We start from the raw sequence: 15,155 nt of genomic DNA on the forward strand, positions 1-15,155 counted from the left end.
TTCTTTCGTTAGGAAGCGATTGGTTCCGCTTCCGGTACTTTCTGTGGTTCAGGAACACGTGTGAGAATAACAAGGCCGACAATGAATAGGATCACGAGACTGAATACTCCGTAGCTCGAGCTTCCTGTAAGTTGAGCCGTAACACCGACAAGAATCGGTCCCATAATCGAAGCGAATTTCCCGAAAATATTATAGAAACCAAAGAATTCATTCGCATTTTGCTTTGGTATAATTTGTGCAAAGTACGAACGGCTAAGTGCTTGAATTCCGCCTTGTGAGGTAGCAACCAACATAGCTAAAATCCAGAAATCTACTGCTGAGTCCATGAAGAAGGCATAAGTACAAACGATTATATACACGAATATTCCCACGTAGAGCATGCTCTTAATGCCGAATTTACCTGCAAGTCTGCCGTAGAGTAAAGCAAACGGAGCGGCTACTACTTGTGTGACAAATAGGGCGATTAATAAGGTGGTCGAGTTTAAGCCAAGGTCAGTACCGTAAGCTGTCGACATATTAATGATTGTTCCTACCCCATCGATGTAGAAGAAATATGCTAACAGGAACATGAAGATGGTCCGGTGTTTCCGGATATCTTTAAAGGTGTTGCCAAGACGTTTGAAGCTTTGTGCGACCGGGCTTGGCTCGCGTTTAATAAAGTATTGTTGACGGACATGCTTAAACATCGGAATTGCGAACAGTCCCCACCAAATAGCTGTAATGATAAAAGCGATCCGGCTGGCATTCGTCATGGATACAGGAATGATTTCAAACTGAGCGAGCATAATTATGGCAATGGATATCAGAAACGGAATTGTACTGCCTATATACCCTAAGCTATATCCTCTTGCAGAGACTCGGTCCATTCGTTTCTCATCAGTTACATCTGTCAAAAACGCATCGTAAAATACATTGGCACCAGTAGAGCCGAGAGCGGCAAAGGTATAGAAGATTAATAGCAGCAGCCAATTATCAGCTGGAACGAACGCAAGGCCTGCAGTAAAGGCTACGCCAAGTGTAAAGAAGAATGCGAAGAATTTCTTCTTCATTCCTTCATAATCGGCAATTGTCCCTAATATAGGACCGATCAGGGCAAGGATGAATGTAAAAATGGCGATCGTATAACCTAAATAAGCGGTTGAATCCTCATTGGCAATTCCTGCATTTGCTGCAGCAGACTTATAGAATAATGGAAATACAGCGGTAGTGATAATGATGGAATAAGCCGAATTTCCCCAGTCGTAGAGTGCCCAGCTCGTTTCCTGTTTCGTGAACTTCTTCATGGATTTTCCAATCTCCTTAGTGAATGATAATTTCATTGTACTAATAGATGGGCAAAAATGGGATAGTATTCTGAAGTTTTACATAGAATTAACTAACATCAGTCATCTTCAATATATGCACATTTAGGACGGGCTACTACTTCACCTATTTAACGAAAATGCAGAATGCACTTACAAATTACACAATTTATTTTGTTAGAGTAATGAATTTTTCGTATTTGTTTTGTACAATGAGCACATACGTTTTTTACAGAATGGAGAGAGACAGATGAAACAGATGGATGCACATGAAATCATTTCTTATATTTCGAACGCAAAGAAAGCGACACCGGTCAAGGTATATGTAAAAGGTGAAGGAATTTCCGGTCTTTCTTTCGGGGAACATACAAAAGTTTTTGGGGAAGGGGATTCTTTAGTATTGTTTGGGGAATGGGCGGAAATCGGTCCTGCACTTGAAGCAAATAAAGATAAAATTGCTGATTATGTCCTGGAAAATGACCGCCGTAACTCGGCAATCCCAATGCTTGATCTGAAGGGGATCAATTCACGGATCGAGCCAGGTGCATTTATCCGTGATCAAGTAGAAATCGGCAATAACTGTATCATTATGATGGGCGCCATCATTAATATCGGGGCAGTCATCGGGGATGGCACAATGATTGATATGGGTGCAGTGCTGGGCGGACGTGCAACGGTTGGCAAGAACTGCCACATTGGAGCGGGAACAGTTCTTGCAGGTGTCATCGAGCCACCTTCTGCTACTCCGGTAATTATTGAGGATGATGTTTTAATCGGTGCAAATGCAGTTGTTTTGGAAGGTGTACGTGTCGGCAAAGGTGCAGTAGTAGCTGCTGGTGCCATCGTAACAAAGGATGTGCCTCCGAATACGGTTGTTGCGGGTACTCCAGCTCGTGTCATTAAAGAAATCGATGACAAAACAAGATCCAAAACAGAAATTATGGATGCTTTGCGTCAACTGTAAGGTGAAAATAAGATGACAAATTTACTCGATATCCGGCGGGAATTGCATCAAATTCCTGAGCTCGGATTTAAGGAGTTCAAAACTCACGCTTTTTTAATGCAACAAATCCAATCATTTCCTCAGGAACGTCTTACAGTGACCACTTGGGAAACAGGAATCGTTGTCAAAGTTGAAGGGTTGGACCCTTCTAAGACGATTGGATGGAGAACTGACATTGATGGACTCCCAATCGAAGAGGAAACAGGCGTGGCATTCGCTTCAATGCATGATGGGCAAATGCATGCGTGCGGTCATGATATCCATATGACGGTAGCACTCGGGTTGCTTCAGCGCCTTGCTGAAGATCCGATCGATGACCATGTCGTATTCCTGTTCCAACCAGCTGAAGAGGGTCCAGGTGGAGCTCTTCCGATGCGGGAATGGCTGAAAGCAGAACATCCAGAGTTGCTGCCAGACCAAATCTTTGCCTTCCATATCGCACCTGAATATCCGGTCGGTACAATTGCTACAAGGCCAGGAATTTTATTTGCCAATACAGGCGAGTTCAATATCGACCTAATTGGCACGGAAGGTCATGCTGCGTATCCTCACAAATCGAGAGATATGTCGGTGGCTGCATCTACATTATTGCTCCAACTACAAACGATTGTAAGCCGCTCAGTCAATCCACTTGATTCAGCTGTTGTAACAGTAGGAAAACTAACTTCCGGTACGGCTGAAAATATCATTTCTGGTCATGCCCGAATGGAAGGGACAATCCGTACATTCAACGCCGACACAATGGCAGCAGTAAAAGAGAGAATCGAGGCAATTGGAAAGGGAATTGAGTTGTCTTTTGATTGCGAAGTTCGTGTGACGTATGGATCTTCCTACTACCAAGTGGTCAATGACTTAGATCTTACGACGAAGTTTATTCAATTTGCTCAAGAACAAAGTGCTGCGAATGTTATTGTGTGTGACCCAGCGATGACTGGAGAGGATTTTGGTTTCTTCCTTCAGGAAATACCAGGATTCTTGTTCTGGGCAGGCGTCGATTCCCCTTATGGGCTCCATCATGCAAAAATGAATCCAGATGAAGGAGTCATCGACTTCATGGTGCCATTTGTTGAGTCCTATTTTAGAAGCATTTAATGCGTGTCCGACCTTTTTTAGGGTCGGACATTTTTTGTGGAACAAAAACATTCAAACAAAAGTTTCACACTTAATTCGCTTGAAAAGAAAGGGGTGTAAGCGCTTCCAAGAAGTCGCAATAGAGATAACTTTCAAAAAATTAATTGCATTCTTTTTCTCCGTTAAGTATGATTATGAACATAATTTTTAAAGGGGGTGAGTGATGTAGAATGTGACCAGAAAAACGAAAGCGAAGTGAAGGAAACAAAATTGGAGGTGAATGTGATCGGGAGAATCATATTACGAAGTGAACTATTAGGGTGTGTAAAAAACATCTATATCACAATAGGAAACCCCTCAGAAGAGAAGTGAATTAGTGAGTGAAAAACTGGAACGGGCAGGTTCCAGAAAAAAACTTCCCTTCCAAAGAGTGTGTAGAACGAATTCTACTATGATTAATAAACTTTAGCAAGAATAATTTTGGAAGTTATCAAAAAGTAGATTTTAATGGCATTAAGCTTTGAAATTTCAAAACTAAACTATATGAGTGTTTATAGATCGGCAATGATAAATTAAATGATTTGGAGAGTGAATGGATGGGAAGGTATTCGAAAGATGATATTAAGAGACTTGTAGAGGAAGAAGGAGTAAATTTCATAAGATTGCAATTCACTGACATACTGGGAACAATTAAAAACGTTGAAATACCAGTCAGTCAGTTGGATAAAGCATTAGACAACAAAATGATGTTTGACGGTTCCTCGATAGAAGGCTTTGTTCGAATAGAGGAATCTGATATGTATTTAGTACCTGATTTGGATACGTGGGTTGTGTTCCCTTGGATTACGGGAAAAGGAAAAGTTGCCCGGCTTATTTGTGATATCTCAAGACCTGATGGAACACCATTTGAAGGAGATCCTCGTGGAAATCTAAAACGAATACTTAAAGAGATGGAGGAGTTAGGGTTTACTAACTTTAACTTAGGTCCGGAACCGGAATTTTTCCTCTTTAAGTTGGGGGAAGACAATCAACCGACATTAAATCTAAACGATGATGGTGGCTATTTCGACCTTGCTCCAACGGATTTAGGCGAAAATTGTCGTCGTGATATCGTACTTGAGCTTGAGGAAATGGGATTCGAAATTGAAGCTTCACACCATGAAGTTGCTCCTGGCCAGCATGAAATCGATTTTAAATATGCAGATGCCATCACAGCTTGTGACAATATTCAAACCTTTAAATTGGTAGTAAAAACAATTGCCAGAAAACATGGCCTTCACGCAACGTTTATGCCAAAACCGCTATTTGGGATAAATGGATCAGGTATGCACAGCAACGTATCCTTATTTAAAGGAGAGGAAAATGCCTTTTACTCAGAAGAGGATGCTCTCCAACTTAGTGATACAGCCTATCAATTCATAGCTGGAATCTTGAAACACGTTAAAGGATTTACAGCCATTACAAACCCTACCGTCAATTCTTACAAACGTCTGGTTCCAGGTTATGAAGCTCCATCCTATGTTGCGTGGTCTTGTAAAAATCGGAGTCCATTGATCCGTATTCCTGCTTCTCGTGGATTAAGCACGCGGGTTGAAATTCGGTCCGTCGATCCATCGGCAAATCCTTATTTAGCAATGGCTGTAATTCTTAAGGCAGGATTGGAAGGGATCAAGCAACAGTTGACACCGCCAAAAGAAGTAAACCAAAATATCTATGAAATGTCAGAAGAAGAGCTAAAAGAAAAAAACATAGATAGTCTCCCGGAAAATTTAAAAGCTGCTTTATTTGAACTAAAATCGGATGAAGTTATTAGAGAAGCACTTGGTGTGCATATCTATGAAAATTTTGTAGAAGCAAAACGTATTGAATGGGATCAATTCCGGATTACTGTTCACCCTTGGGAACGAGAGCAATACTTAAAAATGTATTAAGAAACATTACCAACGCATTTAGTTAATTTAACTTTATGTGTTCGCTATGTCCGGCCTCTTAGGGGTCGGACATTTTTAATTGTCGGAAGAAGGAAAAAACAATAGTAAGGGAGAAAAGATAGAAGAGAAAAGTGGAATCAAAGGGGGAAAGTAGTTGAAAGCCAACTGGGATCAGTATGTCGGTCTTGTTTTATTATTCATCTATATCCTACTGAAATACTTAGGTTCAGTCCAAAGAGTGGAAAGTCCTTTCTTTGAAGACTATATCGCCTCTATTACTGCGGATATCGAGGGATCAGGTGCTGTTTTCGGTTATATCATGAAGGCTCCAATAGTAGAGACCGTATTCTCCTTATTGTTATCAGCGTTTTTCATTGGACTTTTCTTTGTTACTAAGGTGATAGTATTGAAATGGACTTCCGAAATTGGCAATTTAATATTGATGGTTTTCATTTTTGTTATTTGCTTATGGGGAGTGTCAGCTGCATTAAGAAATATACTGATGTATGTCCAATGGGATTTTTCCATTTTGATATTGGCAGATTGTTCGTTTCTTCTCTTTCTGATCTATTATGTTGGGTATATTTTATCGATTCAAAAAAGGAGAGTTCGAGTTGAGTAACAGAGAACAATTTATGCAAATGGCTATCGACTTAGCTTATAGGAATGTCGAATCTGGAGGGAAACCGTTTGGTGCAGTCATTGTTAAAAACGGAGAAGTGATTGCAACCGGTGTAAACGAAGTGTTAGATACTTATGATCCGACACGTCATGCAGAGCTTGCGGCGATTAGCGAAGCATGCCGAAAATTACAGTCTTCTGACTTGTCGGGTTGTGAGTTATATGCAAGTGGTGAGCCCTGTCCGATGTGTTTAACCGCTTCCTATATGGCGAATTTAAAGAAGATCTATTACGCTTACAATGCAGAGGAAGAAGAGGAAGCAGGACTTGGGACGAAGTACTATTATGAACAGGTTTCTCTTCCACATGCGGAACGAGACATGAAAATGAACAATATGGAAAAGAATACCGCAGTGAACAATCCATTTGAATTATGGGTTTCAAAGCAAAAAGCATAAAAGAACGTGTCCATTACCAATAAATTTTAATTTGCATCTTCCTAAAAACGGAAGATGCTTTTATTATGGATAAAGGAAAGATGTTATCTCGTCAATAATAGAGGAATTTTGACTGTATGAGATTCATATAGTAGGCGATGCTGGAGAGAGAAAGAAAAATTGGGGAATGAAAGGTTGGGTTATCTTTGGGGATGGTGAAAAGTGAAGGCGTGCAAGTACAGCCTTCAAAGAATATATTTGCAAATCGAATTGTTTTAGCCATTATGAGTTCAAATTTTTTGCTTCAGCTTGGGATTTGGGTCCGGAATTTTGCGATCCTTTTGTACGTAACTGATATGACAAATAACAATCCACGATATGTTGCCCTGATTTCCGTAGCAGAATTTGCACCGATATTCTTATTTTCTTTTATAGGTGGAACTTTTGCGGACAGGTGGAAGCCAAAGTTAACAATGGTTTGGTGTGATTTGTTATCGGCAGTTTCGATATTTGTCGTATTAGTTACATTGATGTTTGGATCATGGTATACAATTTTCTTTGCCACATTAGTATCTGCAATTTTATCGCAATTCTCAATGCCTTCCGCTATGAGGCTATTTAAACAGCATGTGCCAACTGAACAGCTACAGTCTGTCATGGCAATGTTTCAATCGTTAATGGCCATCTTTATGGTCATCGGACCAATTATTGGTACATTCGTTTATCAGAAGTTTGGCATCTATACCTCGATCGGAGTGATGGGTGTAATGTTCCTCCTGTCTGCAGCCGTATTGATGTTCTTGCCAAAGGACAAGGAAAAGGAAAAATCAGATGTAAAACCTGACTTTAAGAGGGAATTGGCTGACGGCTTCCGTTATGTTCTGAATCATAAAGTTTTAAAGTCAATGGGTGCCATTTTTGCAGCTTGCGGCTTGGCGGTTGGATTGATTCAGCCGTTAGCTATTTTTGTGGCGATTGAAAATTTGGGCATGTCAAAGGACTTTATCCAATGGCTACTCATGGCAAGCGGAATAGGGATGTTAATCGGTGGGGGAGCCATTTTTGCTCTTTCAAAGAAAGTAAGTCCGCAGAAGTTACTTGCTTTAGGAATTTTAGTTAGCATGATTGCAACAATCGGAATCGGATTTTCAACAAGTGCCGGTTTGACAATTGGTTTGCAATTCATAAACGGATTATTTATGCCGTGTATTCATATTGGCATCAATACATTAATCCTAAAAAACACAGAGGAAGCATTTGTCGGAAGGGTGAATGGTGTATTGAATCCGATGTTCATGGGTATGATGGTGATCGGTATGTCCGTCTCAGGACTTATTAAGGACCCTCTTTCACTTTCAGGTGTATACATGACCTCTGGCATTCTGTTCCTCATTGGAGCATTGTTCATTATCCCGTTATTCAAAGATGAATTTCATATTCCGCAACCTGAAGTTAGTAAATAAGGAAAACCCGGAGGCGCACCAGGCTTCCGGGTATCATTTTGCTTCAATTACTTTAAACTCTTTCAACATTTCGTAAAATCTTGCACCATGCCCTTCGGCCGCTTCTAAAAAGTATCTCGTTGTTATGACAAAGCTTCCTGTTTTCCCATTGCTTATGACGTAGACTTGAACGACCGGACTATCCCACTCCTGGCCACCGTTAATCCCATGGAGCTGGAAGCCTTCAACTGGATCTGACACATGTTCCGGTTCTTTTAGACGCGGAAACTCTCTCCTCAATTCAATTGCAACCTCTTCTACTAAAGCATCAGGAGCCGCATCTGTAACTTGTCGAATTTCCATTGATACTTCCGGGTAGTGATCCGGAAGAGGTTCTTTCGTAGTAATCAGATCAGCATCTTCGCCTTTTATCATCGTATACCTATTTTCATCCACATAAAGTACATAATCTGAGTGCGTGCCCTCATTTAACTGAACGTCTGTTTCTTCTTTTTGACCTTCTATTTCTTGCAAGATCGTCTTTTCAGGTTCAAACATTGACTGTATTTGTTTGACGACAGCTGAACCGGTTTCACCTTTAAATACGAATATTACTACGAATAAGAGGGCGATAGTTAAGGTAATAACAATCCATCTTCTCATGGAAGATTCACCTCCTCAAGACCCTTTACAGAGTAGTCGAATTCAATACACAAAAGTTGCAGAATTACGCAATGTTTAAATAATCGAATTCAATTCAGGTGAAACTATACGTAATTACATCCTCAATAAAAGGACGTGTCATTTACGTATGGATTTTTTTATAGTCAAGAATCTCTAACAGTGATTCAATGGATGCTTCGCGCAATCGTCGCCTTTTTCTTTTTATTATTTGCTGTGAGAATTATGGGACAGAGGTCTATTGCCCAACGCCGTTGAAAGTTGCTCCAACGGCTTTCTCCCTACCGGTAATAGTGATCAGAGAGGGGAAAGTGGATTTGCATGAATTAAAAAAAGCCGGCCAAAATGAAGACTGGCTACGGCTTAAGGTTAGGGAACTCCAACAAAAAGAGATCAAAGAGATTCTGTTAGCAACGATAACCAGAGAAGGCGATTTAATAGTATACCCCTATTGAACAGTCAGCCTATAAATCCACTCCTTCAGATCTACAACTCGAGGATGCACCGGCCGCTCTTCAGTGCCTGCTACAATCAGTGGAACAATTGAATCGACCTTATGCAGCGAACCATGTGCACCGCCACCTGAGTGGTCATAGCTATGGGATTCGATAAATTCAAACCCGGGTTTCGCCTCGACGATGAGGAATCGGCCTTCTTGTGAATGGAGTGCACCATGTAGCCTAGCTAAGGCGTCCGGGTAATTTCCGTAGCTGATTTGATCGCTAACGTGAAGGTCTAAGATAGAATAGGTGCCGCTTACATTCCAGGACTGGCCATATGTGTCTGTATAAGGGCCATTTGATGAAAAAGCGAGCTGCTCACCGTTAATTGTTTGAACTACATTTAACTGATTTTCTTTATAAGCGATCCAGGCAATACGATCGTCTTGTCTTAACTTCCTCACAACGTCCTGCAGTTGGATTTTGGAATCATTCAAGTAGATATATGCCATCCGTTCATTTATTGCAATTGCAATTTCTGAGTCAGTTTTCGTGTCTTCTGTCCAGAAGCGATAACCATCAAGTAGCTTATTCAAGTCAATCAGCGCCTTGTCTTGATCCTCTAACACCTTCGATTGCGCACTGTCGCCATGTACAATCCAGACTGTTTGTTCAATAGCTTCTTCCCATGAAGAGAATTCATTCAACAAACCCTGTATTTGTTGATCAAGCTTGACAATACCATTTGTTGCTTCTGGTCCTTCCTTATGCAGATCTTTGTCCATATCCGGGAAGTAGGCAAGAGTGAAAGAAGGGAGTCTCTTATTGCGGATCAGGTGCCGGATTTCATTGACAGTAAACTTATTGTTCATGCCCATTCGGTTCCATACTGCACGTTCTGAAGTGTTCTGCGGACTATAGTGTGACAAAGCGCCTAATGATAAATACGTAGGTCCATCTACTTTTAAATTTTTCGGCAAAAGCTTTGATGCAGCAATCATCTTCGGCACATGAAGCTGATGAGTTTTTGGTCCGCGGTAGAGCAGTCCATTAATCGAGGCGGTTTGAAGGCCGTGACTTTCTAATTCCTCATGGATGGTCGATACATTCTTGCTAAGATGTTCCCCGTTCAAATGGAGAATTCCATTTTTTACGACGTCCTTTACTCCGTTGTCCCAAATTTCATGGAATCCGCTGCCATAACTCACAATCTCATTTGACTTTTCGTCAAACCAGATGAGTCCGGGGACATGATGCTGATTGGCATACGTACCAGTTAAAATGGTGCTATCTATTGTCATAGACATGGTAGGATAGGAGCTAACCATGTCGGGAATAAAATAACCTTTATCCATTAAAAACTTTATAGCCGGTGCTTCTCCCGCATTTACCACGTTCATAAGAGGGCCGCTCATTAAGGAATCGACATTGATCATGATCACTGGTTTTTTAGGGGGATGGATGGCCGTAATCTTAAGGAGATCTTTTCTCGGTGATAATGGTAATGCCCATATTAAACCCCCGACTGAAAGCAGGAGAATAACAATTGAAAATAATATTTTTCTTTTCATTAACTCACGCCTTTTGTCTTTTCAAATAGTATGTCTCCTTTGAGAACTGCCGATACTTTATCTGGTATAGTGAAGAAAAATAGAAGAGCTCTTCTAAATATATCTGACATTTGCTATAATTATTATCAGGTACTAATAGTTGATACAAATTCTATTCATTGGAGGATCCAAATGGAAGATTTATTGAAATTGAAAGATAAGAATATCGTTGTAATGGGTGTGGCAAATGAACGCAGCCTTGCATGGGGTGTAGCGCGTTCCTTATATGCAGCAGGCGCTAATGTCATTTTCACTTATAGAAAAGAGCGTTCATTAGGGAAAATCACAAAACTAATTTCAGACAATAACTACGAAGCGAAAATGGTTGTTGAATGTGATGTAAATAGCGATGAAAGCCTTAAAACAGCTTTTGAGAAAATTGGTAAAGAAGTTGGTGTCATTCACGGGGTTGTCCATTCTGTGGCTTTTGCGCATGCAGAAGACTTAAAAGGCGAATTTATCAACACAACTAGAGATGGTTATGCTTTCGCCCAAGATACAAGTGCGTATTCTCTTATCGCTGCTGCAAGGGAAGCGGCTCCTTACATGACAGAAGGCGGTTCAATCGTCACAATGTCTTATTTAGGTGCACAACGTGTGTTAGAAGGATACAATGTCATGGGTGTAGCAAAAGCGGCGTTAGAGGCATCGGTCCGCTACCTGGCTTTAGATATGGGTAAGAATAACATTCGAGTAAACGCGGTATCGGCAGGGGCAGTCCGTACGTTGGCTGCTAAAGGGGTACCTTCGTTCAACAAAGCCCTTCGCCAAATTGAAGAGAATTCTCCTCTTAAACGAAACGTATCAGCAGAAGAAGTGGGTGATACAACTTTAGCGCTTCTAAGTAATTTAACACGTGGCGTGACAGGAGAAATAGTATTTGTCGATAGCGGCTATAACATCATGGGTTAAGACAAAAGCGGTTTTGGAAGCTGTGAAAGCTTTTAAAATCGCTTTTTCCATATGTTTCATCAAAAAAAAGATTTTCTTTAGCAGATTAGGGAAACTAAAGAATATGTAAGTCCATCTTAAGACGAAAGGAGATCATTAAATGAAACCGATCATATATTGGACTGAATTTAAACACAACCAATGGAACTTCTATATAGCGGCAACCGACCAGGGACTTTGCTTTGTCGGTTCCCAAGGAGAAGGATTTGAAGAATTATCCACGTGGGCATCGAAGAAGGTAAAAGGGTTTGTACTTTTAGATGACGAGGAGTATATGAAACCGTATTCTGATGCGCTTAAGCGCTATTTCAATAAAGAAACGAAAGATCTGAAAGTTTCCATCGACTTATACGGTACTGATTTTCAGAAGGAAGTCTGGACTGTTCTGCAGTCCATTCCACATGGGGAAACACTAACCTATTCGGAAGTCGCAAAGTTACTCGATAAGCCAAAAGCTGTTCGTGCTGTTAGTACAGCAATCGGTGCCAACCCTGTCATGATTGTAGTACCATGTCATCGTGTAATCGGGAAAAACGGGTTGTTGACAGGATTCAGAGGCGGTTTAGAAATGAAAAAACAGCTCCTTGCTCTTGAAAAGGGAAGCGAAAAAACGGAAAGAGCTACAAAATAAACGAAAAAGCGGGATTCTGTTTGGAAATGTCCAATGGAATCTCGCTTTTTTTGGTTATTGATATTTTTCTAATACTTTACCGAGGTCTGCTGCTGCGGAGAGCGCTTCAAAGTCATTCACCATGTCACCCGGTCTGCTCGCTTTCCCAATAACATAGCCTTCAAAAGTAGTACCGAAAAAATTAAAAATATGCTGGAATTGCATAATCATAGGTAAACCTTTCATCTTCGGATGGTCTCCTCCAGCGGCTATTACGAACGCTCGTTTATCCGCCAATTGACTTCGAAAACCGGGATAGCGGGAATCTCGCATAGTTTGTGACCATCGATCGATGAAATTTTTCATCGTGCCAGACATGCTATACCAGTAAATTGGAGTTACAAATACCCACGTATCATGAGGGAGGGCTTGATTAATAACCGAATCATATTCATCCTCGACAAAGGGGAATCCTTCTGGAGAATGGCGGTAGTCTACAATCGGGAGAATCTTGTAATCCCGAAGGAAAATCTTTTCTACTTTCAGACTGTCAATGGCCTTGGAAGCTAAGCACTCTGTATTACCATTCGGTCGGGTACCACCATATATGACAGCAATGGACATCATTCACGCTCCTATATAATCGACTTTTCCGTTGCCGAAGTGTATTCGCCTTTTACTAACATAGTGTTCGACATCAAGATTTATGACAATAATTTTGTCTTTCTCTCTTAAACAATAAATAATCTATTTCTAATTGCCTTCAATGGGTAATAGTCTATGTTTGCTGTGAGTTTTCACATAAGATAGATTGAATCCATGAAAGGAGTGAATAGAATGGTAAACCCTTATTTCGGTGGTTACGGCGGAGGGGATGGCGGCGGTTACGGCGGCTACGGTGGATATGGTGGCTATGGCAGATATGGCCGATACCCTTATTACCGACGTTATCATCGACATCACCATAGAAGACGCCCATATTATCCGACCTTCCCTTCGTACCCGTCCTATCCGCCATATGGCCGATACCCTTACTAATCCATCAAGTCCACTGAGATTTCTCTTCTTTTCCCAAACACTAAAAAACTCCTCCCGATCAGAATAAAACAATCAACCTAATTGAAGGTCCTTGTCCAAGAAGACTGGGATCTTCATTTTTTATGAGGAGTACCTATTTCAAGAGGGGAATTTAGGCGAATAAAAAGAAATCAGCTACGACCTCCGTGAGCAAGCCATTTTGGCATGCCCGTTTGTTATCACGAATAGCATGTCTGCTACCCAGCGACGAACGAATCAGAGTACGGCTGATTTCTTTAACGGTTGCATTTACTTTTAAGAATTTTTTCTCGCTTAACGGGATTTTAAATTAATTAATACGGATTTGCTTCGTGTCCTTTGTTTACTGCTTCACCTGCTGCCTTATCCCCGTCTTTATTGCCAAGAGGGGATTGACCTGCAGTATCCATATTGGAGTCCATTTTTGGTGCGTTTGCCAATCCTTCTCGTAAACGGCGTCCGTATTCTTCATCGGCTTCTTCTGCAAGGGCAATCATGGCATCTTGGATACGTTTATCGCACTTAGACAAGTCATTGACCAAGTTGTTAATAAGCTCGTCCTTTTCCCATTGCTCGAAGTTGCGATACGTTTCACCAGCTTGCTTCGTATTACTTTGCCGATCGATAGACTCGCGGACTAGGTTTCCTTCCACAAAAGGAGTGTGCTCAGTGCCTGCCTGTTCCGCTTCCTTTAAGCCGCCAAGAATTGAAGGTTCATAGTTGATATGTGGATTTTGGTCAGGTGCTACATCTCTCTTGTATTGCATTTGTCCGCCCATTTGGTTAGTCGCCACGCGTTTTTTCGGTGCATTAATCGGCAACTGCAAATAGTTCGGTCCGACACGGTACCGTTGAGTATCCGAATAGGAGAAGGTCCGCCCTTGAAGCATTTTGTCATCAGAGAAGTCTAAGCCATCTACAAGTACTCCTGTACCAAATGCAGCTTGTTCAACCTCGTTGAAGTAATCTTCAGGGTTTTTATTCAACACCATACGTCCAACCGGCAACCACGGGAATTGGTCATTTGGCCATAGTTTTGTATCATCTAAAGGATCGAAATCCAATTCAGGGTGTGGACCATCTTCCATGATTTGTACAAAGAGTTCCCACTCTGGGTAATCTCCCCGTTCAATTGCATCATATAAGTCTTGGGTGGCATGGTTAAAGTTCTTGCCTTGGATTTCTTGAGCTTCTTTCATCGTCAAGTTTTTGATGCCTTGTTTTGGTTCCCAGTGGTATTTAACTAATACAGCTTTCCCTTCGCTATTTACCCATCTATAAGTGTTAACCCCAGAACCTTGCATCATCCGATAGTTTGCTGGAATTCCCCACGGTGAATAGACAAAAGTCACCATATGGAAAGACTCAGGTGAACTAGCACAAAAATCGAAGAATCGTTCTGCGTCTTGCAAGTTGGTCACTGGATCTGGTTTAAAGGCATGGATCATATCGGGGAATTTAACGGCATCACGAATGAAGAAAATCTTCAAGTTGTTTCCGACGAGATCCCAGTTGCCATCTTCTGTATAGAATTTAACCGCAAAACCGCGTGGATCACGTAATGTCTCAGGAGAATGTGTTCCATGGATAACGGTGGAAAAGCGTACGAAAACCGGTGTCTGTTTTCCTTTTTCTTGGAAAAGTTTTGCACGTGTATATTTGGAGACAGGCTCGTCTCCCACAGTGCCATAAGCTTCGAAATATCCATGTGCGCCTGCGCCGCGTCCATGGACGACACGCTCCGGAATTCGTTCCCGGTCAAAGTGGCTGATTTTTTCAATAAAATCATAGTTTTCAAGTGTAGCCGGGCCGCGATTTCCGACAGTTCTCAAGTTTTGGTTGTTAGTAATTGGATGTCCTTGCCGATTCGTCAATGTTTCTTCTGATTCACGGCTTGTTTTGTTTTGTTCGTTGTTTGCCATTTTATCCCCTCCTATTAAATAAAATAGACCCTATAACAGTCTTCCCTCTTTTCGTAAAGATATGCATGATAAAATTAGG

The 15,155-nt window shown here is 41.3% G+C and carries 15 protein-coding genes; 10 read left to right on the forward strand and 5 right to left on the reverse strand.

The features are described 5' to 3' along the window. Positions 1–8: 8 nt before the first annotated feature. On the reverse strand, positions 9–1,283 hold the full coding sequence (locus ACFOZY_RS07965) for an MFS transporter (RefSeq protein ID WP_378154103.1): 1,275 nt from the start codon (positions 1,281–1,283) through the stop codon (positions 9–11). Positions 1,284–1,551: 268 nt separating this feature from the next. Between ACFOZY_RS07965 and dapD the strand changes: the two genes are divergently transcribed. From dapD to ACFOZY_RS07995, 6 genes are all read left to right on the forward strand, one after another. Further along, positions 1,552–2,265, forward strand: coding sequence for a 2,3,4,5-tetrahydropyridine-2,6-dicarboxylate N-acetyltransferase (gene dapD, locus ACFOZY_RS07970; protein WP_378154105.1), 714 nt, complete (start codon positions 1,552–1,554; stop codon positions 2,263–2,265). A gap of 12 nt (positions 2,266–2,277) precedes the next feature. Further along, entirely contained in the window at positions 2,278–3,396 is a 1,119-nt protein-coding gene (locus ACFOZY_RS07975) for an N-acetyldiaminopimelate deacetylase (RefSeq protein WP_378154107.1), read from the forward strand. Positions 3,397–3,971: 575 nt separating this feature from the next. Beyond that, on the forward strand, positions 3,972–5,306 hold the full coding sequence (gene glnA / locus ACFOZY_RS07980) for a type I glutamate--ammonia ligase (protein WP_378154109.1): 1,335 nt from the start codon (positions 3,972–3,974) through the stop codon (positions 5,304–5,306). A 154-nt stretch (positions 5,307–5,460) separates the two neighbouring features. Continuing rightward, positions 5,461–5,928: a hypothetical protein gene (locus ACFOZY_RS07985; protein WP_378154112.1), complete on the forward strand. Its 468-nt coding sequence runs from the start codon at positions 5,461–5,463 to the stop codon at positions 5,926–5,928. After that, complete coding sequence (locus ACFOZY_RS07990) at positions 5,921–6,385, forward strand: nucleoside deaminase (RefSeq protein ID WP_378154114.1); 465 nt, start codon at positions 5,921–5,923, stop codon at positions 6,383–6,385. The genes ACFOZY_RS07985 and ACFOZY_RS07990 overlap by 8 nt, the downstream gene beginning before the upstream one ends. 191 nt (positions 6,386–6,576) lie before the next feature. Next, entirely contained in the window at positions 6,577–7,827 is a 1,251-nt protein-coding gene (locus ACFOZY_RS07995) for an MFS transporter (RefSeq protein WP_378154116.1), read from the forward strand. A 33-nt stretch (positions 7,828–7,860) separates the two neighbouring features. On the opposite strand, the gene ACFOZY_RS08000 is transcribed toward ACFOZY_RS07995, so the two are convergent. Next, positions 7,861–8,469, reverse strand: coding sequence for a hypothetical protein (locus tag ACFOZY_RS08000; RefSeq protein ID WP_378154118.1), 609 nt, complete (start codon positions 8,467–8,469; stop codon positions 7,861–7,863). Between the two features lie 188 nt (positions 8,470–8,657). On the opposite strand from ACFOZY_RS08000, the gene ACFOZY_RS08005 reads away from it, so the two are divergent. Next, a complete protein-coding gene (locus ACFOZY_RS08005; RefSeq protein WP_378154120.1) occupies positions 8,658–8,942 on the forward strand; it encodes a YetF domain-containing protein in 285 nt (94 codons plus the stop codon). Here ACFOZY_RS08005 and ACFOZY_RS08010 read toward each other — a convergent pair. Beyond that, positions 8,936–10,498, reverse strand: a complete 1,563-nt coding sequence (locus ACFOZY_RS08010; protein ID WP_378154122.1) for an alkaline phosphatase family protein — start codon at positions 10,496–10,498, stop codon at positions 8,936–8,938. The two genes, ACFOZY_RS08005 and ACFOZY_RS08010, sit on opposite strands and share 7 nt — an antisense overlap. A gap of 171 nt (positions 10,499–10,669) precedes the next feature. Between ACFOZY_RS08010 and fabI the strand changes: the two genes are divergently transcribed. Together fabI and ACFOZY_RS08020 are read left to right on the forward strand one after the other, a co-directional pair. Continuing rightward, positions 10,670–11,449 carry an enoyl-ACP reductase FabI gene (fabI, locus tag ACFOZY_RS08015; protein WP_378154124.1) on the forward strand — a complete coding sequence of 260 codons (780 nt, stop codon included), beginning with the start codon at positions 10,670–10,672 and terminating at the stop codon, positions 11,447–11,449. A 139-nt stretch (positions 11,450–11,588) separates the two neighbouring features. After that, complete coding sequence (locus ACFOZY_RS08020) at positions 11,589–12,119, forward strand: methylated-DNA--[protein]-cysteine S-methyltransferase (protein ID WP_378154126.1); 531 nt, start codon at positions 11,589–11,591, stop codon at positions 12,117–12,119. A gap of 54 nt (positions 12,120–12,173) precedes the next feature. Here the strand turns inward: ACFOZY_RS08020 and ACFOZY_RS08025 are convergent, their stop codons facing one another. After that, a complete protein-coding gene (locus tag ACFOZY_RS08025) occupies positions 12,174–12,725 on the reverse strand; it encodes a flavodoxin family protein (protein ID WP_378154128.1) in 552 nt (183 codons plus the stop codon). 210 nt (positions 12,726–12,935) lie between these two features. Here ACFOZY_RS08025 and ACFOZY_RS08030 point away from each other — a divergent pair, with 210 nt between their 5' ends. After that, complete coding sequence (locus tag ACFOZY_RS08030) at positions 12,936–13,136, forward strand: hypothetical protein (RefSeq protein WP_378154130.1); 201 nt, start codon at positions 12,936–12,938, stop codon at positions 13,134–13,136. Positions 13,137–13,468: 332 nt separating this feature from the next. On the opposite strand, the gene ACFOZY_RS08035 is transcribed toward ACFOZY_RS08030, so the two are convergent. After that, the gene (locus tag ACFOZY_RS08035; protein WP_378154132.1) at positions 13,469–15,076 is read right to left on the reverse strand and encodes a catalase; all 1,608 of its coding nucleotides are present in this window, start codon (positions 15,074–15,076) and stop codon (positions 13,469–13,471) included. Positions 15,077–15,155 lie beyond the last annotated feature (79 nt).

Origin of the sequence: Chungangia koreensis (assembly GCF_042651785.1) — a bacterium.
In the GTDB taxonomy this organism is placed as follows: domain Bacteria; phylum Bacillota; class Bacilli; order Bacillales_A; family Planococcaceae; genus Chungangia; species Chungangia koreensis.

Coding starts and splice junctions, on each gene's coding strand:
- ACFOZY_RS08020 (WP_378154126.1), top strand. CDS start 11,589: ATGAAACCGATCATATATTGGACTGAATTTAAACACAACCAATGGAAC.
- dapD (WP_378154105.1), top strand. CDS start 1,552: ATGAAACAGATGGATGCACATGAAATCATTTCTTATATTTCGAACGCA.
- ACFOZY_RS08030 (WP_378154130.1), top strand. CDS start 12,936: ATGGTAAACCCTTATTTCGGTGGTTACGGCGGAGGGGATGGCGGCGGT.
- ACFOZY_RS07975 (WP_378154107.1), top strand. CDS start 2,278: ATGACAAATTTACTCGATATCCGGCGGGAATTGCATCAAATTCCTGAG.
- glnA (WP_378154109.1), top strand. CDS start 3,972: ATGGGAAGGTATTCGAAAGATGATATTAAGAGACTTGTAGAGGAAGAA.
- ACFOZY_RS08025 (WP_378154128.1), bottom strand. CDS start 12,725: ATGATGTCCATTGCTGTCATATATGGTGGTACCCGACCGAATGGTAAT.
- ACFOZY_RS07995 (WP_378154116.1), top strand. CDS start 6,577: ATGGTGAAAAGTGAAGGCGTGCAAGTACAGCCTTCAAAGAATATATTT.
- ACFOZY_RS07965 (WP_378154103.1), bottom strand. CDS start 1,283: ATGAAGAAGTTCACGAAACAGGAAACGAGCTGGGCACTCTACGACTGG.
- ACFOZY_RS08005 (WP_378154120.1), top strand. CDS start 8,658: ATGGATGCTTCGCGCAATCGTCGCCTTTTTCTTTTTATTATTTGCTGT.
- ACFOZY_RS08035 (WP_378154132.1), bottom strand. CDS start 15,076: ATGGCAAACAACGAACAAAACAAAACAAGCCGTGAATCAGAAGAAACA.
- ACFOZY_RS08010 (WP_378154122.1), bottom strand. CDS start 10,498: ATGAAAAGAAAAATATTATTTTCAATTGTTATTCTCCTGCTTTCAGTC.
- ACFOZY_RS08000 (WP_378154118.1), bottom strand. CDS start 8,469: ATGAGAAGATGGATTGTTATTACCTTAACTATCGCCCTCTTATTCGTA.
- fabI (WP_378154124.1), top strand. CDS start 10,670: ATGGAAGATTTATTGAAATTGAAAGATAAGAATATCGTTGTAATGGGT.